The organism is Pedococcus soli (assembly GCF_054782575.1).
Genome location: NZ_BAAGSF010000001.1, coordinates 557,732 through 576,393, shown reverse-complemented (window position 1 = coordinate 576,393; position 18,662 = coordinate 557,732). Strand labels below are relative to the sequence as shown.

Genomic DNA, 18,662 nt, shown 5'->3' with positions numbered 1-18,662 from the left:
CGTTTGCCTGTCGTCGGGCTGGTTTGCGGCCGGTCGAGGCGCTCAGGAGGGCTTGACGATGAGCGCGACCTGGTTGCTGCGCACCCGGGTCAGGACGACGACCGCCTCCGTCCGCCCCTTCGCAGGGAGCCTCAGCTGGCGCCGCAGGAGGTCGGCGTCCACGCTGACGCCGCGCTTCTTGATGGTCAGGCGGTCGATGCCGTGGTCCCGGAGCCAGCCGCGCAGGGCCTTGACGTTGAACGGCATGGCCTCCACCACGGCATACCGGCGGGCGAAGGGGACGTCGACGGACCGGGAGGAGCCCACGTACCCCACGCCGGCGTCGAGCTCGGCACCGCCGGTCGCCGCGGTGAGCGCTGAGACGAGGCCGGCCCGCAGCACCGCCTTGTCGGGTTCGTACAGCCAGGCGCCGACCTCGGCGAGGTTGCCCAGGGAGGGGGTGGTCGGGTCCCCGTCCTGCTCCGTCACGAGGACGGGGGAGGAGCCCTCACGGAGCACCGCCGCGGTGCGCCCGGCCGTGCGGACCAGCGGACCGAACCAGACGGTGCACTCCACGACCTCGCCGTCGACGGAGGTCCACTGCGCCTCGGACCCGGCGGGCACGGCGGCGTGCGGGAACCCCGGGCTGAGCTTCGCGCCGGTCGCGGGCAGCGCCTTGGCGAGCTCCAGCACGGTCTCCCAGGAGGGGGAGATCTCCTCGAGCCGGAACAGGCGACGGGTGCGCCCGGTGATGTCGGCGACGCCGGGGGTGCGCCTGGCGGGGTCGAGCCAGAGGCCGACGCCGCGCGCGCCCTCACCGGCCGGCGGGGTGAACTCCTCGGCGAGCCCCACCTCGGCGCCGGAGTCCGGCCAGTGGCGCAGGTTGACCGCGGCGATGGCGGCCGTGACCTCGTCGGCGTCGATCGCCCGCACCCGCAGGTCGAGCCCGGCCATCGCCATGGCGTCGGCGCCGATGCCGCAGCCGAGGTCGTGGACCGTGTGGATGCCTGCCGCCCGGAACCGCTGGGCGTGCTGGGCCGCGACCCCGAGCCGGGTGGCCTGCTCGAGCCCGTCGGAGGTGAAGACCATGCCGCGGGCGAACGTCCCGAACTTCGCGGTCGCCTTCTCGCGCAGCCGGGCCTGGTTGAGCGCGGCCGCCACGAGGTCGGGCTCGAACCCCGCGTCCCTCAGGCGCTGCTGCAGCGGCAGGGCGGTCGCCTCGTCGTAGGGCGGCAGCGACTGGAGCAGCCCCCACCCCTCACCGGTCGTGAGCCGGCGGAGCAGGGGGAGGTCCATGGCGAGCATTCTGGCGTATGCCGCGGGGCCGCGTGGGAGGTCGGGCCGGGCCTGCGCCGCGGTGGGGGATCAGGTGTCGCGGCGCCACTCGTAGGGGGTCGTCGTGGAGACCTTGACCAGGCCGGAGCGCTCGAGGATCGGGCGCGAGAACTCCGTCGAGTCGCTGTTGATGTAGCGCTTGCCGTGACGCAGCGCCGACCGGGCCCGCGCGGCGGTCAGCGCGCGGTAGATGCCCTTGCCCCTCCACTCGGGGAGCGTGGCGCCACCCCAGATCCCGGCGAACTCGCTGCCGGCCACGGGCTCGAGGCGGCCCGCGCTCACGATCGTGCCGTCGGCCTCGGCCACCCACATCTCCATGTCGTCACGGGTGCGGAGTCGGTGGAGGACCTGCAGGAGGATCTCGGCGGCGAACTCGGGGGTGTCGCCGAACACCTCGGCCTGCAACGCGCACATGGCCCGCACGTCGTCCTCGTCCGTGACCTGCCGGACGACCACGCCAGCGGGGAGCTCGACGTCCACGGCGAGCAGGGCCGCCTCCCCGACCATCACGGACTCGGGCTCGTCCGGCACGAACCCGTGGGTGACGAGCGCCTCGTGCAGGCCCGGTGCGTGGTCGTGGCCGCGGGTCTTCCACTCGACCCGGTGGATGTCGGGCGAGGCGGTGTAGTGCGCGAGGGCGCCGTCCACCAGTGCGAGGACCGACTCCTGAGTCGCCGGGCGGCCGGCCTCGTCCAGCGTCGAGTACGTGATGAAGCCGCGGCCGCCCCGGAAGGTGGCGAGGCGCAGCGGTCCCAGCCGCTCCACGGCGACGGCCGACGGCGTCTCGGCCTCGTCCCGGAGCTGGTGGTCGTAGGCCCTCAGCAGGGCGGCGGGGTCGCTCACGGGGCGCGTCAGGGGATCGGTCACAGGGTCGGTCGGTGGGTCGGTCGCGGGGTCGGTCACGGGGTCGGTCACGGGGTCGGTCACGGGTCGAACCTGCCCCCTGTGGCCCCTCGCTGGCAACTGGTTTGCCCAGGGCGATCCGGCCGTCCGGCCGGCAGGCGGCGCCGCCGCGGTGTCAGCCCTCGGCGAACGCGAGGAGAACGTCTGGCACTCGAGTTGACCGAGTGCTAACCGCGAGCCTAGATTTGCGTTGGCACTCAGGTTCGTCGAGTGCTAACGCAGCCAGTCGGTCGATCCCCGCGACGGCGACCGCTCCGGCCGCAGCTCGGCACCACCTGAAGTACCAGCACCATCCACCCTGTCCACTTTCGACATTCCCGAAGGGGAGGTCACCATCGTGTCGGTTTCCATCAAGCCGCTCGAAGACCGCATCGTCGTCAAGTCCGTCGAGGCCGAGCAGACCACTGCGTCCGGTCTCGTCATCCCGGACACCGCGAAGGAGAAGCCCCAGGAGGGCGAGGTCCTCGCGATCGGTCCCGGCCGGATCGACGACAACGGCAACCGCGTCCCGCTCGACGTCACCGTCGGCGACCGGGTCATCTACAGCAAGTACGGCGGCACCGAGATCAAGCACGGCGGCGAGGAGTACCTCATCCTGTCCGCGCGCGACATCCTCGCCATCGTCGGCTGACACCTGCACCGCTACAGCACGCCCCGGCGGGCCCCGCTGGGGTCCCCGCCCGGGGCGTGCTGTCGTTCGTCAGCCCGCTGGCAGCTCCCTGCCAGCACCGCACCACCCCGTTCAGCCCAGCCGGTCCCGGCTGCGCCGTCAGCCGGCACCCCGCTGAATCCCCATGAACAGAAGGACACTCAATGGCCAAGACGCTTGAGTTCAACGACTCAGCTCGCAAGTCGCTTGAGCGCGGAGTCGACGCGCTCGCGAACGCAGTCAAGGTGACGCTCGGCCCGAAGGGTCGCAACGTCGTCATCGACAAGAAGTGGGGAGCCCCCACGATCACGAACGACGGTGTCACCATCGCCCGTGAGGTCGAGCTCGAGGACCCGTACGAGAACCTCGGCGCCCAGCTCGCCAAGGAGGTCGCCACCAAGACGAACGACGTCGCGGGTGACGGCACCACCACCGCCACCGTGCTCGCCCAGGCCATGGTCAAGGAGGGCCTGCGCAACGTCGCCGCCGGCGCCGCCCCGTCCGGCCTCAAGCGCGGCATCGACAAGGCCGTCGAGGCCGTGTCCGCCCGCCTGCTCGAGACCGCCCGCGAGATCGAGGGCAAGGAGGAGATCGCCCAGGTCGCCGCGCTCTCGGCGCAGGACCAGGTCATCGGCTCCACCATCGCCGACGCGTTCGACAAGGTCGGCAAGGACGGCGTCATCACGGTCGAGGAGTCCTCGACCGCGACGACCGAGCTCGAGTTCACCGAGGGCATGCAGTTCGACAAGGGCTACATCTCGCCCTACTTCGTCTCCGACGCCGAGCGCATGGAGGCCGTGGTCGAGGACGCCTACATCCTCATCAATCAGGGCAAGATCTCGGCGATCTCCGACGTGCTCCCGGTGCTGGAGAAGGTCGTCAAGTCCGGCAAGCCGCTGCTGATCATCGCCGAGGACATCGACGGCGAGGCGCTGTCGACCTTGGTGGTCAACAAGATCCGTGGCACGTTCAACGTCGTCGCGGTCAAGGCGCCCGGCTTCGGTGACCGCCGCAAGGCGATGCTGCAGGACATCGCCGTCCTCACGGGCGGCCAGGTGATCTCCGAGGAGGTCGGCCTCAAGCTCGACCAGGCCGACCTCGACGTGCTGGGCCAGGCCCGCCGCGTCGTCGTCACCAAGGACAACACGACGATCATCGACGGCGGCGGCGACAAGTCCGACGTCGACGGCCGCGTCAACCAGATCAAGGCCGAGATCGAGCGCACCGACTCCGACTGGGACCGCGAGAAGCTCCAGGAGCGCCTCGCCAAGCTCGCCGGTGGCGTCTGCGTCATCAAGGTGGGTGCCCACACCGAGGTGGAGCTCAAGGAGAAGAAGCACCGCATCGAGGACGCCATCTCGGCGACCCGCGCGGCCATCGAGGAGGGCATCGTCGCCGGTGGCGGCTCCGCCCTCGTCCACGCCTCCTCCGCCATCGACGACCTCGGTCTCGAGGGCGACGAGGCGACCGGTTCGCTGATCGTCAAGAAGGCCGCGGCCGAGCCGCTGCGCTGGATCGCCGAGAACGCCGGCCTCGAGGGCTACGTCGCCGTCTCCAAGGTCGCCGAGCTCGAGCCCGGCAACGGCCTCAACGCGGCGACCGGCGAGTACGTCAACCTGATCAAGGCCGGCGTCATCGACCCGGTCAAGGTCACCCGCTCCGCCCTGCGCAACGCCGCGTCGATCGCGTCGATGGTCCTGACCACCGACACCCTCGTCGTGGAGAAGAAGGAAGAGGAGTCCGAGCCCGCCGGTGGCGGCCACGGCCACGGCCACGGTCACTGACCGAGGCTGACCGCGCGGGCTCCCCGCGCCATACCTCTCGAGGGCCCGTCCCCACCACGGTGGGGGCGGGCCCTCGCGCGTGCCCGGACGGAGTTCCGGTGTCACGTTGCGATACCGGCCCGAGTCGCGCACTGCTTCCTGACCCCGAGCCGCCGCAGGGGTATGGCGTGTGCGCCCTCCCGGTGCGACGCTGGGCGCAGCAGCACACAGCGAGGTGGCCGTGGCGGAGCACGTCGTGGACCGGCCGAGCTTCGACGAGTACGTCGTCGCCCGGGGTGGTGACCTGCTCCGGACCGCCTGGCTGCTCGCCGGGGACGACCGCGGCGCCCAGCGGCTCGCCCGCACCGCCCTGGCCCGGGCCTGGCCGCAGTGGTCGCAGCTGGCCGAGCACGGTGCCGGGTCGTACGACTCCGACCTGCGGCGGTTCCTCGTGCAGGCCCACCTCAGACAGCACCGGCACCCGGCCCGCGACGACGTCGACGACTCCAGATCGCCTGCGGCCCGGGGTGGTTCGGGTGGTCCGGACGAGCGGGTCAGGGTCTCGCGGGGACTCGAGGTGCTGGACTCGCTGACGAACGTCGAACGCGCCGTGGTCGTGCTCGTGCTGTTCGACGGGCTGGGGGAGGGGCACGTCGCCGACCTCCTCGACGACGACCTCGGCTCCGTCCGGCGCCATCTGCTGCACGCGCTGGCCCTCGTCCGCGACCGGTTCGGGCTCGACGAGCGCGGGATGCGCGGACTGCTGGAGTCGCTGGCCCCCGACGACCCGCCGGTCGAGGCGCTGCTCGCCAAGGAGGTGGCCGGTGCGGCTCGCTGGCGGGGGCTGCGCGGGTGGGTGTTCGCGCTGGCCGCCGTGGCGGTGGCCGCCCTGGTCGTGGGGCTCGTGACGCGCCCGCAGGCCGGGGGCGTCCGACCGCCGCCGTCCATTCCCCGCCTGGTGCCCGCGGCGCTCGCCTGCGGGTCGTCGCTCGGTCCTCCCGCCCTTCCCCGACCCGTCGAGCCACCGCTCAGCGCGCACTACGTCGCCGTGCTCGTCTGCGCGAGGACCGATGCGGCCTCGGTCTGGAGCGGTCCGCTCCCGCCGGACGTCCCGGTGAGCGACCCCACGGCGATCGACTCCCTGGTGCTGGCACCGCAGGGCAGCGGACCGGCCTGCCCCGGCCTGCCCCGTGGTCCTGCGTACCGGCTCCTGCTCCTCGGCCGCGACGGCACCACGACGACCTGGTCCAACGAGGCGCTGGCCTGCAACGGGTGGCCGGCCCTGTCCCAGGTGTTCGTCGCCGCGGCCGAGCAGAGCGCCGCGGGCACCCCGCCGGACGCAGACTTCCTCGGGTGCCCGACGACCCTGGGTCGACAGGTCGACCGGGACGGGGCCGGGCTGGGCCTGCAGAAGGGGACCGTCCTCGTCGAGGCCACCGCCTGCCTGCACCCGCTCGCCGAGGCCAGGCCACCCGGCATACCGAGCTTCCGGGCGGTCCGCGCCAACGTGCTGGGCGGCCCGGCCGTGGCCCAGCTGAACGCCGACCTGGCCCGGTCCGGGTCGAGGCGCACCGGCAAGGGCGACTGCGCCTCGGGGCCGCAGCGCTACGTGATCAGGGCGCGCACCGACACCGGGCGGCTGGTCGAGCTCAGCAGCATCTGCGGTCACGAGTTCGCGGTCGACGGGCACCTGCGCGACACCTGGCGGGTCAGCGGTGAGACGACGAGCATGCTGCGGGCCCTGCTCGTCGCGAACTAGCGAGCCTCAGCCGCCGGCGACCACGCGGATCGTCTGGTCGGCGAAGGTGACGCTCTGCCCGGGACGGACCTGGGCGCCACGACGGGTCTCGCGCGAGCCGTCGACCGACACCTCGCCGAGCTCGATCACCGACCGCGCCATCGCCCCGTCGTCGACGACGCCGGCGAGCTTGAGCAGCTGACCCAGCCTGATCGACTCGTCGCGGATGGGGACCTCGTGCTCGGCGTTCACGAGGGGAGTCTACGAGCGCTCAGCTCGCAGCCGAGACCGCCCGGCCCGAGTAGTGGCGCTCGCGGTCGTCCTCGGTCATCGCACCCCACACGCCGTAGGGCTCGCGCACCCGAAGGGCGTGCTCGCGGCACAGCCGCAGGACGGGGCAGCCGAGGCAGACCTCCTTGGCCTGCGAGTCGCGCGATCGGCGAGCAGGACCGCGCTCACCCTCGGGGTGGAAGAAGACCTCGGGGTTGACCTGGCGACAGGACCCCTCCATCTGCCAGTCCCACAGGTCGGCCACCGGTCCCGGAAGTCGTGACAACTCCGCCATGTCTTCCCTCAGCTCTCCGACGGCTCCGTGCCGCTCGGTTCGGACGCTACTCGTCGCTGACCTGCAGGAACTTGTGCAGAACGTATGGACTTGTTCAAGGGCTGGCCACGTTCGGCCCGAGCCGTCGCCGGACGGGAGCCGTCCGCGACGCGGACGCCGGACGGGCGCGTCGGTCGCACCCGCAGCGCTGCCTTACGATTGGGCAATGAGCCTTGGGTTTGACGACCGCCTCCCCGAACTCGCCCAGCAGGCCCCCGACGTCGAGGACCACGACCCCTTCGCGAAGCTCGGGCTGACCTACGACGACGTGCTGCTGCTGCCCGGCGAGACCGACGTCATCCCGTCCGACGTGGACACGACCGCGCGGCTCACCCGCGAGATCTCGCTGCGCATCCCGCTCGTCTCGGCGGCGATGGACACGGTGACGGAGTCGCGGATGGCCATCGCCATGGCCCGGCAGGGCGGCCTCGGCGTGCTGCACCGCAACCTCTCCATCGAGGACCAGGCCTACCAGGTCGACCTCGTGAAGCGGACCCAGACCGGGATGATCAGCAACCCCATCACCATCGGGCCCGACGCGACGCTGGAGGAGCTCGACCGCATCTGCGGTGAGTACCGCGTCTCCGGCCTGCCGGTCGTGCAGCCGGACAACACCCTGATCGGCATGATCACCAACCGCGACCTGCGCTTCACGCCGGTGGCGGAGTGGGCCGGCACGCGCGTCCGCGACGTGATGACCCCGATGCCGCTGGTCAGCGGCGCGGTCGGCATCTCCCGGGACGACGCCACCGCGCTGTTGCGCCAGCACAAGCGCGAGCGGCTGCCGCTGGTGGACGACCAGGGTCGCCTCGCCGGCCTCATCACGGTCAAGGACTTCGTGAAGTCCGAGCAGTTCCCGCACGCCAGCAAGGACGACCACGGCCGGCTCCTCGTCGGTGCCGCCATCGGCTTCTTCGGCGACGCGTGGGAGCGGGCCACCACCCTCGTCGAGGCCGGGGTGGACGTGCTCGTCGCCGACACGGCGAACGGCCACGCACGGCTCCTGCTCGACATGATCCGCCGGCTCAAGGCCGACCCGGCCACGCGCCACGTCCAGGTCATCGGCGGCAACGTCGCGACCCGGGCCGGGGCGCAGGCCCTCGTCGATGCCGGCGCCGACGGCGTCAAGGTCGGGGTCGGCCCCGGCTCCATCTGCACCACCCGCGTCGTCGCCGGCGTGGGCGTTCCCCAGGTGACGGCCATCCACGACGCGTCGCTGGCCTGTCGCAGGGCCGGGGTGCCGGTCATCGGTGACGGTGGTCTGCAGTTCTCCGGCGACATCGCCAAGGCCCTCGTGGCCGGCGCCGACACCGTGATGCTGGGCTCCCTCCTCGCCGGTTGCGAGGAGTCACCCGGCGACCTGATCTTCGTCAACGGCAAGCAGTTCAAGTCCTACCGCGGGATGGGCTCGCTGGGCGCGATGGCCTCCCGTGGCAAGAAGTCGTACTCCAAGGACCGGTACTTCCAGGCCGACGTCGCCAGCGACGACAAGATCGTCCCGGAGGGCATCGAGGGCCAGGTGGCGTACCGCGGCCCGCTCGGCAACGTCGTCCACCAGCTCGTCGGGGGCCTCGCCCAGTCGATGTTCTACGTCGGCGCCAACACCGTCCCCGAGCTGCAGTCCCGCGGGAAGTTCGTCCGGATCACGTCGGCCGGGCTCAAGGAGAGCCACCCGCACGACATCCAGATGACCGTCGAGGCCCCCAACTACGGCGGCCGCTGACCCTGGTACGGGTGGGGCTGGTGGTGTCCAGGATGGTGTCCAGCCGGGGGTACGCCATCCGGCTGAGCCGCTGCCTCGACCCGCGCTCCTAGTCTGCTTCCACGACCCATCCCCCACGGTCGCAGCTGGGCTGTGCCCGTGCTGACGTCGTCGGGCGACGCCTTGCGCGTGCCCGACGATCCCAGATGCCCCGTCGCCGGACACCCCCCTCACCCGGCGGCGGGGCATCGCCCTTTTCGCCCCTGCGTCCGCGGCCGATAGCCTTGCGCGGTGACTGAGATCGAGATCGGCCGAGGCAAGCGCGGCCGTCGGGCCTACTCCTTCGACGACATCGCCGTCGTCCCGTCCCGCCGCACGCGCGACCCCGAGGAGGTGTCGGTGGGCTGGCAGATCGATGCCTACCACTTCGACATCCCGGTCATCGCCGCTCCGATGGACTCGGTGATGAGTCCCGAGTCGGCCATCAAGCTCGGCAACCTCGGCGGCCTGCCGGTGCTCGACCTCGAGGGCCTGTGGACCCGGTACGACGACCCGACGCCGCTGCTCGCCGAGATCGCGACGCTGGACCCCGCGACCGCGACCGCGCGGATGCAGGAGATCTACGCGGCCGAGATCCAGCCCGAGCTCATCGTCGAACGGCTCAAGCAGGTCCGTGCGGCCGGCGTGACCGTGGCGGGGGCGCTCAGCCCGCAGCGCACGCAGCAGTTCTGGAAGCACGTCGTCGACGCCGGGGTCGACCTGTTCGTCATCCGTGGCACCACGGTGAGCGCCGAGCACGTCTCCGGCCGTGCCGAGCCGCTCAACCTCAAGCGCTTCATCTACGAGCTGGACGTGCCCGTCATCGTCGGCGGCGCCGCGTCGTACACGGCGGCGCTGCACCTCATGCGCACCGGTGCCGCCGGGGTCCTCGTCGGCTTCGGTGGGGGAGCGGCGCACACCACGCGGCGCACCCTGGGCATCCACGCCCCGATGGCCAGCGCCATCGCCGACGTGGCCGCGGCGCGTCGCGACTACCTCGACGAGTCCGGCGGCCGCTACGTGCACGTCATCGCCGACGGTGGCATGGGCGACAGCGGTGACATCGTCAAGGCCGTGGCCTGTGGCGCCGACGCGGTCATGCTCGGTGCGGCGCTCGCGCGGGCGACCGACGCACCCGGTCGCGGGCTGCACTGGGGTCCCGAGGCGCACCACCAGGAGCTGCCGCGCGGGTCGCGCGTGGAGGTGGGCGCCGTGGCCCCGCTCGAGCAGATCCTGTTCGGCCCCGGCCGCACCGCCACCGGCCAGACGAACCTCATCGGCGCCCTGCGCCGCGCGATGGCGACGACGGGCTACTCCGACCTCAAGGAGTTCCAGCGCGTCGAGGTCGTCGTGGCCCCCTACCAGGCCACCTGAGCCCCGCCCGACGCCACGACGGCGGCCCCACCGGAGACCTCCGGGAGGGCCGCCGTCGTCGTCACGGGACCGTGAGATCCCGCTAACTTACTACTGGTAATAACCGTGGGGCCCACCTACGCTGCCCCTATGGCTCCCGAGCTCATCGCCGACCCCGAGACCGACCCCACTGCGACGTATGCCGTGGACCCGGCCCTCGTCCGACGGCTGGCCAGGAGGGTGGTCGCCGCGCCGCGCGCGGAGCACCACGTGAGCCACACCCCGATGACCGGCGCGCCCCTGGCGTCGCTGCCGCTGTCCACTCGTGAGGACGTCGTCGTGGCGGTCGACGCGGCGCGGGCGGCCCAGCGCGCGTGGTCGCGCACGCCGATGGAGGTCCGCGAGCGGATCATGCTGCGCTACCACGACCTCGTCCTCAACCGGCAGGTCGAGCTGCTCGACGTCGTCCAGCTCGAGTCGGGCAAGACGCGGGGACAGGCGTTCGAGGAGGTCGCCGACGTCGCGCTGGTGGCGCGGCACTACGGCCGCTCGGCGGCGGCATACCTGCGTCCGAAGCGGCGGGCCGGACTCTTCCCGGTGCTGACCCAGTCGACCGAGCACCACCACCCGCGGGGGGTCGTGGGGATCGTCAGCCCGTGGAACTACCCGCTGTCCCTGGCCATCACCGACGCCATCCCGGCGATCATGGCGGGCAACGCCGTGGTCCTTCGCCCCGACCTCCAGGCCTCGCTCACGGCGCTGCAGGCGGTGCAGCTGCTCACCGAGGCGGGTCTGCCCGAGTCGGTGCTGCAGGTCGTGCTCGGTGACGGGCCGACGGTGGGGCAGGCCGTCGTCGACCTCGCGGACTACGTCTGCTTCACCGGTTCGACGGCGACCGGGCGCAGCGTCGCGACGTCCGTGGCGGGACGCCTCGCCGGGTACTCCCTCGAGCTCGGTGGCAAGAACGCGATGTACGTCGCCGACGACGCCGACCTCGACAAGGCCGTCGCAGGGGCGGTCCGCGCGTGCTTCTCCTCGGCCGGGCAGCTGTGCATCTCGGTGGAGCGGCTCATCGTGCACGAGAGCGTCGCCGACGAGTTCACGAGCCGGTTCGTCGAGGCGGTGGGGGCGATGAGCCTGGGGCCGGCGCTGGAGTTCGGCACCGACATGGGTTCGCTGGTCTCCGCGGCGCAGCTCGCCCGCGTGACCGCGCACGTCGACGACGCCCGCGCCAAGGGGGCGCGCGTGCTCACCGGTGGCCGGGCCAGGCCCGACCTGGGGCCCTTCTTCTACGAGCCGACCGTCCTCGCGGGGGTCTCCGCGGCGATGGACGTGCGCGACGACGAGACGTTCGGCCCCGTCGTGGCGATCTACCGCGTGCACAGCGACGACGAGGCGATCCGTCTCGCCAACGACACCGACTACGGCCTGAACGCCTCGGTCTGGACCCGTGACGTCGCCCGCGGACGCCGCATCGGGACGGCCATCGCGGTCGGCACGGTCAACGTCAACGAGGGGTATGCCGCCGCGTGGGGGAGCGTGGCCGCGCCGATGGGCGGGATGAAGCAGTCCGGTGTCGGGCGCCGCCACGGGTCCGAGGGCATCCTCAAGTACACCGAGTCGCAGAACGTCACAGCGCAGCACGTCCTGCCGATCGCCCCCTCCCTGGGCCTGTCCGAGGAGGCGTACGCCCGGGTGATGACCGCGGCCCTGCGCACCCTGAAGGCGGTCGGCCGCCGATGACCGCCCCGGTCGAGAGCTCATCCAGCCTGCCCGCGGGCAGCCACGTCGACGTGATCGTGGTCGGCTCCGGTTTCGGCGGGTCGGTCACCGCGCTGCGCCTCGTGGAGAAGGGGTACCGCGTCCACGTCATCGAGTCGGGCCGCCGGTTCCGCGACGAGGACTTTGCCAGGACGTCCTGGGACGTGCGCAGCTACCTGTGGGCGCCGAAGCTGAAATGCTTTGGGGTGCAACGGATCCACCGTCTCCCGGACGTCATGGTCCTGGCTGGTGCCGGTGTCGGCGGTGGCTCGCTCAACTACGCCAACACCCTCTACGTCCCGCCGGAGTCGTTCTTCCGTGACCCGCAGTGGAACGACATCACCGACTGGCAGTCCGAGCTCGAGCAGCACTACGCGACGGCGTCGACGATGCTCGGCGTCGTCACGAACCCGTGCGAGGGCATCGTCGAGGACGTCATGCGCCGCACCGCCGAGGACATGGGCGTCGGCGACACCTTCCGCAAGACGCCGACCGGGGTGTTCTACGGCATGCCGGGGCGGACCGTCCCCGACCCGTACTTCGGCGGTGCCGGGCCCGAGCGCACGGGCTGCACCCAGTGCGGCAACTGCATGGTCGGCTGCCGGGTGGGCGCCAAGAACACGCTCGTCAAGAACTACCTCGCGCTGGCGGAGAAGCTCGGTGCCACCATCGAGCCGATGCGCACCGTCGTGCGGGTGGCCCCGCGCCGGGGCGGCGGGTATGCCGTGTCGCACGAGGCGACGGGGGCATGGCTGCGGCGCGACCGGCGGTCCGTGACCGCCGACCAGGTGGTGTTCGCCGGCGGGACCTGGGGCACCCAGAAGCTGCTGCACACGCTGCGCCAGAACGGTGCCCTGCCGCGGCTGTCCTCGCGGCTCGGGCACCTCACCCGCACCAACTCCGAGGCGCTCAACGGGGTGATGGTCGAGAAGGTCCCGCGCGGGGAGAACCTGTCGAAGGGTGTGGCGATCACCTCGTCGTTCCACCCCACGGCCGACACCCACGTCGAGAACTGCCGCTACGGCCCGGGCTCCAACCTGATGGGCGCGATGGCGACGATCCTCGTCCCCGGTGACCGGCTGCCCCGCCCGCTGCAGTTCCTCGTCGAGGCGGCGAAGCACCCGGTCGTCTTCGTGCGCTCCCTGTCGCAGTACCGCTGGAGCGAGCGCACGATCATCGGGCTGATCATGCAGAACCGCGACAACTCCTTGAACGTCACCGGGACCAAGAGCCTCCTCGGTGGACGAGGCCTCACCTCACGCCAGGGCCACGGCGAGCCGAACCCGACGTACATCCCCGCAGGGCAGGAGGCGATGAAGGCCGTGGCCGCCAGGCTCTCCGAGGCGACCGGTCTGCGCGCCTTCGCCGGGGGGAGCATCGGCGAGGTGGTCAACATCCCGATGACCGCGCACTTCCTCGGCGGCGTGACGATCGGCTCCAGCCCTGACCGCGGGGTCATCGACGGCTACCAGCGGGTCTGGAACTACCCCGACCTGCACGTCGTCGACGGCTCCGCGATCTCCGCGAACCTCGGGGTGAACCCGTCGCTGAGCATCACCGCCCAGGCCGAGCGGGCCATGTCGCTGTGGCCCAACAAGGGTGAGCAGGACCCGAGGCCCGCCCAGGACGAGGGCTACCGCGCGGTGGAGCCGGTCAAGGCGGCCAACCCCGCGGTGACGAGGTACGGCGCGGCCTGACCCCGGACGTTCGGAGGCGGCGGTTGGTGGGTCCCTGCACCCCGCAACCGCCGCCTCTGATCGTGTGGCCCAAGATGAGCCGGGGGTGGGATCTCCAGCCACACATGAGGGTCAACGAGCGCTGGGCGCCCGGGTTACGCGCTCCCGCCCGATTTCTCCGAGTCGCCCCGTCCACCGGCCCCGGTGCCTCGTCCAGCGGGGGCTTCGTCGCGCCAGGACGCCCACAACGCGGCATACGCGCCGTCGGCGGCGACCAGCTCGTCGTGGGTGCCGATCTCGCTGACCAGGCCGTCCTCGACGACGGCGACGCGGTCGGCGTCGTGGGCCGTGTGCAGGCGGTGGGCGATGGCGACGACGGTGCGGCCCTGCACCACCGCGGCCAGCGACCGCTCGAGGTGGCGGGCGGCGCGCGGGTCGAGCAGGGACGTGGCCTCGTCGAGGACGAGGGTGTGCGGGTCGGCGAGGACGAGCCGGGCGAGGGCGAGCTGCTGCGACTGCGCCTCGGTGAGCGCGTGCCCTCCGCTGCCGACGACGGTGTCCAGGCCGTCGGGGAGCCCCGAGGCCCAAGCCCACGCGTCGACCGCGCGCAGGGCGTCCGCCAGCTCCTCGCGGGTGGCCTGCGGCCGGGCGAGCAGGAGGTTGTCGCCGAGCGAACCCACGAAGACGTGGTGCTCCTGGGTCACCAGGGCCACCTCGCCGCGCAGCTCGCCCAGCTCGAGGTCGACCAGCGGCACGCCACCGACGTCGATCCGCCCCTCGCGGGGGCCGTCGATGCCGGCCATCAGGCGCCCGAGGGTGGACTTGCCCGCTCCGGACGGCCCCACGATGGCCAGGCGTTCGCCGGGGCGCAGGTCGAGGCTCACGCCGTGCAGCACGTCGTGGCCGGGGCGGTAGGCGTAGCGGACGTCGTCGACGGTCAGGTCCGAGCCCTCGGGGTGCTCACCGGTGGCCGTGCGGTCCGGCGGGACGGACCCGACGCCGATGACGCGGGCGAGCGAGGTCGCGCCGACCTGGATCTCGTCGAGCCAGCTCAGCACCTCGTCGAGGGGCCCGACCATCTGCTGCACGTAGAGCGCCACCGCGGTCGCGGCGCCGGCCGTGATGTGGCCGTTCATCGCGAGCCAGCCACCCCAGAGGACGGCAGCGGCGGTCGGCACGTAGTAGCCGAACACCACCGACGGGAACCACCGCAGCCGCAGCCCCAGGGTGTACCGCTCGGCGCGGTAGCACTCGCGCAGGGCCTCGTGGAACCGGTGCCGACGTACGCCCGCGAGCGACAGGGCGTCGATGGTCCGCGCCCCGTCGACGCTCTCGGTGACGACGCCGTTGAGCGAGGCGTAGGTGGCGCGCTCCCACAGGTAGCCGTTCGCGGCATACCGGAGGTAGCGGCGGGTCGAGAACCAGTAGAAGGGCAGGCCGGCGAGGATGGCCAGGCTCGCCAGGGGTGAGGTGAACAGCGCTGCGACGACGGTCATCGCCACGGTCATGGTGGCCACGAACAGGGACGGGATCCCGAACCGCACCACGTGCGAGAGGGCTTCGACGTCGTTGGTCGTCCGGGCGACGAGGTCGCCGGTGCCGGCCCGCTCGACGGTCGACAGCGGCAGGTTGACCGCGCGGGCGACGAACTGTTCGCGCAGCTCGGCGAACACCGTCTCGCCGAGGATGAACGACAGCCGGCGCGCCGCCCAGGTCAGCCCGGTCTGCGCGACGACCGCGACGGCCAGGCCCACGGCGATCCGGTCGACGGCGCCGAGGCTGCCCCGACCGCTCACCTCGTCGACCAGCCGGCCGACGAGCCACGGGGCGGCGAGCGCGGCCAGGGCCGCGAGGGCGTGCAGGCCCAGGACGCGGCCCAGCAGGCCGCGGTGGTTCCCCATCAGCTCGCGGGTGTGCTCCCACACCGCCCGGGAGTCGGCGACGGGCAGCGTGCGGCGGGTGTGGTCGGTGCGCACGTCGTCGGGGTGCGTCTGGGCGCTCACGTCTCGTCCTCCTCGGTGCGCAGCACGACGTGCCGGTATGCCGCGTGCTCCAACAGCTCGCGGTGGGTGCCGCGGGCGGCCACGAGCCCGTCCTCGAGCAGGACGACCTCGTCGGCCTGCCCGAGCAGCAGCGGGCTCACCGTCGTCACGACCGTCGTGCGGCCGCGCCGGTGGTCGGCGAGCCGGGACGCGATGCGGGCCTCGGTGTGGGCGTCCACGGCGCTGGTCGGCTCCACGAGGACCAGCACCGGGGCGTCGGTGAGGAGCGCGCGGGCCAGGGCGAGGCGCTGGCGCTGGCCGCCGGAGTAGGACCGGCCGCGCTCCTCGACCGTGCCGTCGAGCCCGTCGGGCAGGGCCTCGAGGACATCGGTGCCGCTGGCCGCCTCGAGGGCCCGCAGGACCCGGGCGTCGGCGTGGTCGGGCAGGTGGTCGCGGCCACCGGCCCCGGCCGTGGCGGCGGCGCCGAGCAGCTGGTCGCGCAGGACACCGGTGAACAGGCGGGGATCGGGCTCGCTGACCACCACCCGCCGGCGCACGTCGGCGATCGCCAGGTCGTCCAGCCTCGTGCCACCCCACGTCGTCTGGTGCGGTCCGGGCCCGTGGCGCCCCAGCCGGTCGGCGACGGCCGCGGAGTCCTCGGGGCGGGCGGAGACGATCGCGGTCAGGAGGCCACCACGGACGACCGTGCCGGAGAGCGGGTCGACGAGGTCGTCGTCGTCGCGCGGCGCCGCGACGGAGCCTGGGCGGGACGCGTCGTGGTCCGGCGGGACCGCCAGCACCCGCAGCACCTTGCCCGCGGCGATGTGCGCGCGGATGCCGCGGTCGACGATCTCGATCGCCGTCTGCAGGGGCATGGTGAGGAAGGCGGTGTACCCGTAGAACGCCACGAGCTGCCCGGCACTGATCTCGCCCTGGAGGGCCATCCGGGCACCGAGCCAGGTGACGAGCACGACGAACACGCCGGGCAGCAGGACCTGGGCGGAGTCGAGGGCGGCCTGGATGCCGGCCACGTGCACGCCGCGGTGACGGACCTTCTGCGACTGCGCCTCGTAGCGACGCAGGAACGTCTGCTCGCCGCCGATGCCGCGCAGCACCCGCAGCCCGGCCACGGTGTCGGCGCCGAGCGTCGTGAGGCGACCGGCCTCCTCGCGCTGGAGCGCCTGACGACGCTGCAGCGGGCGGACGATGAGGCTCAGGCTGGCGAGCATGATCGGGCCACCGGCCAGGACCAGCAGTCCGAGCGGGGGCGAGGCGGCGAGCAGGATCGTCCCCACCACGACGTAGCTCGCGACCGCACCGGCGAACCGGCCCATCGCGTCGTACAGACCACCGAGGCGCATCACGTCGTTGGCGAACACGGTCACGACCTCACCCGAGGGCATCGCACGGGTGAGCGCCGGGCCGGCCTTCTCGGCGCCCTCGGCGGTGAGCTGCGCGCTGCGGTAGGAGGCGTAGAGCCAGTTGTGGACGGCGAACCAGTGTCGCGCCGCGGCCGTCGACGCCGCGATGGCGCCGAGGCCGAGGAGGGCCAGGGCCCACTTCACGAGGCCGTCGACGTCGCCGGGGACGATGCCCTCGTCGACCCCCTTGCCGAGGGCGGCCGGGATGAGGGCGATGGAGACCATCCACACCATGCCGGTCACCGCGCCGAGCGCCTGGGTGCGCCACTGCTCACGACCGATCCACAGCATGAACCGCAGCGTGCTGCGGGTGTCGGGACGGCCGGGATCGGGGTAGGGGATCTCGCGCATCAGGGTCCCCACCGTAGGTGTGCGCACCGACGGCCCGACACTGGTTTTCGACGCCGGGGCCCGGTGCGCCTGCGGTCGCTGTCGGTGGGGTCTGCCTACCATGGGCTCGTGCCACCCGCGGGGCCCACGCGCAGAGCCCGCCTGGAGACGAAGTTCATCCGGCGGCGCATCGTGGCGGCCTCGGCCGCAGTCGGGTTCCTGGCGGTGACCTCGTTCGGCGTCAGCCAGCTCGCGGGCCTGTTCGCCGGCGGCGCCGAGGCCTCGCCCGCAGCCGCCCCGGTCGCGAAGGTCGTCACGAAGGCTCCCCCCACCACGAAGGTCACGCCCAGGGTTCCGGCCCCGGTGCCGAGCCCGGTGGCGAAGCAGGGCGGGGTCGGAGGGACGGCCGCCGAGACCGCGCTGGTCCGCACCATGCGGCTCACCGGCGACCTGACGCCGAAGTCGGTGGTCGCCTCACCCGCCGGCGTCGTCGTCGCCCAGAACATGATGTACCGCCACTCGATCTCGGCGTTCGGTGCCGACGGCGCCCTCCTCGCGACGGTCAAGGACTCGGTCGACCTGGCGCGGTTCGGCATCGAGGGGCACCCCGGCACGACCAAGGGAGCCCCCGTCGAGGCCGCCTTCACCAAGGACGGCAAGCACGCCTGGGTGTCCAACTACTCCATGTATGGCGCGGGGTACGGCCCCGAGGGCCTCGACAGCTGTCGCGCAGGGGACGGGACGTCGCCGAGCACCGTCTACCGGGTCGACACCACGACGTTCGCGATCGACCGGGTGGTCCAGGTGGGCGCGGTCCCCAAGTACGTCGCCGTGACGCCCGACGACAAGACGGTCCTCGTCACCAACTGGTGCACGTGGGACCTGTCCGTCATCGACATCGCGAAGGACAAGGAGGTGGCCCGGATCCCGCTCGGTGGCAGGTACCCGCGCGGCATCGTCGTCGCCCCCGACAGCCGCACCGCGTACGTCGCGCTGATGGGCTCCGACCGCATCGTCACGGTCGACCTGCGCACCAGGGCGGTCTCCCGCTTCGCGACCACCGGCGACGGTCCTCGCCACATCGTCCTGAGCCCCGATGCCAAGTACCTCTACGTCACCAACAACGGCTCGGGCACCGTGACCAAGCTGGACCGCGCGACGGGTCGGGTGCTCGCCTCGAGGCGCGTGGGTGACCAGCCGCGCTCGCTGACCATCTCCACCGACGGCACCGCGATCTACTCCGTGAACTACGAGTCGTCGACGGTGAGCAAGCTGCGCACGAGCGACCTGTCGCTGCTCGGGCAGGTCGCGACGGACTACCACCCGATCGGCATCACCTACGAGCCGACGCGCAAGGCCGTGTGGGTCGCCTGCTACGGCGGGAGCATCCTCGTCTTCGACGACTCGAGGCGTCCCGTAACCTGACG

Annotated in this window: 14 protein-coding genes; 8 read left to right on the top strand and 6 right to left on the bottom strand. The window is 72.4% G+C overall.

The window, feature by feature from the left end; all coding sequences use genetic code 11:
• Positions 1 to 42 precede the first annotated feature (42 nt).
• Both ACYVKF_RS02540 and ACYVKF_RS02535 read right to left on the bottom strand, forming a co-directional pair.
• The gene (locus ACYVKF_RS02540) at positions 43 to 1,275 is read right to left on the bottom strand and encodes a class I SAM-dependent methyltransferase (RefSeq protein ID WP_056917429.1); all 1,233 of its coding nucleotides are present in this window, start codon (positions 1,273 to 1,275) and stop codon (positions 43 to 45) included.
• Positions 1,276 to 1,344: 69 nt separating this feature from the next.
• Entirely contained in the window at positions 1,345 to 2,157 is an 813-nt protein-coding gene (locus ACYVKF_RS02535) for a GNAT family N-acetyltransferase (protein WP_460964696.1), read from the bottom strand.
• 397 nt (positions 2,158 to 2,554) lie between these two features.
• On the opposite strand from ACYVKF_RS02535, the gene groES reads away from it, so the two are divergent.
• From groES to ACYVKF_RS02520, 3 genes are all read left to right on the top strand, one after another.
• A complete protein-coding gene (gene groES, locus ACYVKF_RS02530) occupies positions 2,555 to 2,848 on the top strand; it encodes a co-chaperone GroES (protein ID WP_056916628.1) in 294 nt (97 codons plus the stop codon).
• A 182-nt stretch (positions 2,849 to 3,030) separates the two neighbouring features.
• The gene (groL, locus tag ACYVKF_RS02525; RefSeq protein ID WP_056916629.1) at positions 3,031 to 4,650 is read left to right on the top strand and encodes a chaperonin GroEL; all 1,620 of its coding nucleotides are present in this window, start codon (positions 3,031 to 3,033) and stop codon (positions 4,648 to 4,650) included.
• A gap of 169 nt (positions 4,651 to 4,819) precedes the next feature.
• Positions 4,820 to 6,388: a SigE family RNA polymerase sigma factor gene (locus tag ACYVKF_RS02520; RefSeq protein ID WP_460964623.1), complete on the top strand. Its 1,569-nt coding sequence runs from the start codon at positions 4,820 to 4,822 to the stop codon at positions 6,386 to 6,388.
• Between the two features lie 6 nt (positions 6,389 to 6,394).
• On the opposite strand, the gene ACYVKF_RS02515 is transcribed toward ACYVKF_RS02520, so the two are convergent.
• Positions 6,395 to 6,619 carry an RNA-binding S4 domain-containing protein gene (locus tag ACYVKF_RS02515; RefSeq protein ID WP_056916633.1) on the bottom strand — a complete coding sequence of 75 codons (225 nt, stop codon included), beginning with the start codon at positions 6,617 to 6,619 and terminating at the stop codon, positions 6,395 to 6,397.
• Positions 6,620 to 6,638: 19 nt separating this feature from the next.
• The gene (locus ACYVKF_RS02510) at positions 6,639 to 6,932 is read right to left on the bottom strand and encodes a WhiB family transcriptional regulator (protein ID WP_460964621.1); all 294 of its coding nucleotides are present in this window, start codon (positions 6,930 to 6,932) and stop codon (positions 6,639 to 6,641) included.
• Positions 6,933 to 7,137: 205 nt separating this feature from the next.
• Here ACYVKF_RS02510 and guaB point away from each other — a divergent pair, with 205 nt between their 5' ends.
• From guaB to ACYVKF_RS02490, 4 genes are all read left to right on the top strand, one after another.
• Complete coding sequence (gene guaB, locus ACYVKF_RS02505; protein ID WP_082580851.1) at positions 7,138 to 8,694, top strand: IMP dehydrogenase; 1,557 nt, start codon at positions 7,138 to 7,140, stop codon at positions 8,692 to 8,694.
• Positions 8,695 to 8,964: 270 nt separating this feature from the next.
• Entirely contained in the window at positions 8,965 to 10,086 is a 1,122-nt protein-coding gene (locus tag ACYVKF_RS02500; protein ID WP_056916635.1) for a GuaB3 family IMP dehydrogenase-related protein, read from the top strand.
• Between the two features lie 129 nt (positions 10,087 to 10,215).
• Positions 10,216 to 11,808 (top strand): succinic semialdehyde dehydrogenase, encoded by a 1,593-nt coding sequence (locus ACYVKF_RS02495; protein WP_460964618.1) that lies wholly within the window; start codon positions 10,216 to 10,218, stop codon positions 11,806 to 11,808.
• On the top strand, positions 11,805 to 13,523 hold the full coding sequence (locus tag ACYVKF_RS02490; RefSeq protein ID WP_460964616.1) for a GMC oxidoreductase: 1,719 nt from the start codon (positions 11,805 to 11,807) through the stop codon (positions 13,521 to 13,523). Before ACYVKF_RS02495 ends, ACYVKF_RS02490 begins: the two co-directional genes overlap by 4 nt.
• A 134-nt stretch (positions 13,524 to 13,657) precedes the next feature.
• Here the strand turns inward: ACYVKF_RS02490 and ACYVKF_RS02485 are convergent, their stop codons facing one another.
• On the bottom strand, positions 13,658 to 15,403 hold the full coding sequence (locus ACYVKF_RS02485) for an ABC transporter ATP-binding protein (RefSeq protein WP_460964694.1): 1,746 nt from the start codon (positions 15,401 to 15,403) through the stop codon (positions 13,658 to 13,660).
• A 98-nt stretch (positions 15,404 to 15,501) separates the two neighbouring features.
• The gene (locus ACYVKF_RS02480; RefSeq protein ID WP_056916638.1) at positions 15,502 to 17,256 is read right to left on the bottom strand and encodes an ABC transporter ATP-binding protein; all 1,755 of its coding nucleotides are present in this window, start codon (positions 17,254 to 17,256) and stop codon (positions 15,502 to 15,504) included.
• A gap of 108 nt (positions 17,257 to 17,364) precedes the next feature.
• Between ACYVKF_RS02480 and ACYVKF_RS02475 the strand changes: the two genes are divergently transcribed.
• Positions 17,365 to 18,660: a beta-propeller fold lactonase family protein gene (locus tag ACYVKF_RS02475; protein ID WP_460964613.1), complete on the top strand. Its 1,296-nt coding sequence runs from the start codon at positions 17,365 to 17,367 to the stop codon at positions 18,658 to 18,660.
• Positions 18,661 to 18,662: the final 2 nt, after the last annotated feature.

Bases quoted from the DNA above. Each gene is read 5' to 3' on its own strand.
- ACYVKF_RS02490 (WP_460964616.1), top strand. From the start codon at position 11,805: ATGACCGCCCCGGTCGAGAGCTCATCCAGCCTGCCCGCGGGCAGCCAC.
- ACYVKF_RS02540 (WP_056917429.1), bottom strand. From the start codon at position 1,275: ATGGACCTCCCCCTGCTCCGCCGGCTCACGACCGGTGAGGGGTGGGGG.
- ACYVKF_RS02485 (WP_460964694.1), bottom strand. From the start codon at position 15,403: ATGGGGAACCACCGCGGCCTGCTGGGCCGCGTCCTGGGCCTGCACGCC.
- guaB (WP_082580851.1), top strand. From the start codon at position 7,138: ATGAGCCTTGGGTTTGACGACCGCCTCCCCGAACTCGCCCAGCAGGCC.
- groL (WP_056916629.1), top strand. From the start codon at position 3,031: ATGGCCAAGACGCTTGAGTTCAACGACTCAGCTCGCAAGTCGCTTGAG.
- ACYVKF_RS02510 (WP_460964621.1), bottom strand. From the start codon at position 6,932: ATGGCGGAGTTGTCACGACTTCCGGGACCGGTGGCCGACCTGTGGGAC.
- ACYVKF_RS02495 (WP_460964618.1), top strand. From the start codon at position 10,216: ATGGCTCCCGAGCTCATCGCCGACCCCGAGACCGACCCCACTGCGACG.
- ACYVKF_RS02480 (WP_056916638.1), bottom strand. From the start codon at position 17,256: ATGCGCGAGATCCCCTACCCCGATCCCGGCCGTCCCGACACCCGCAGC.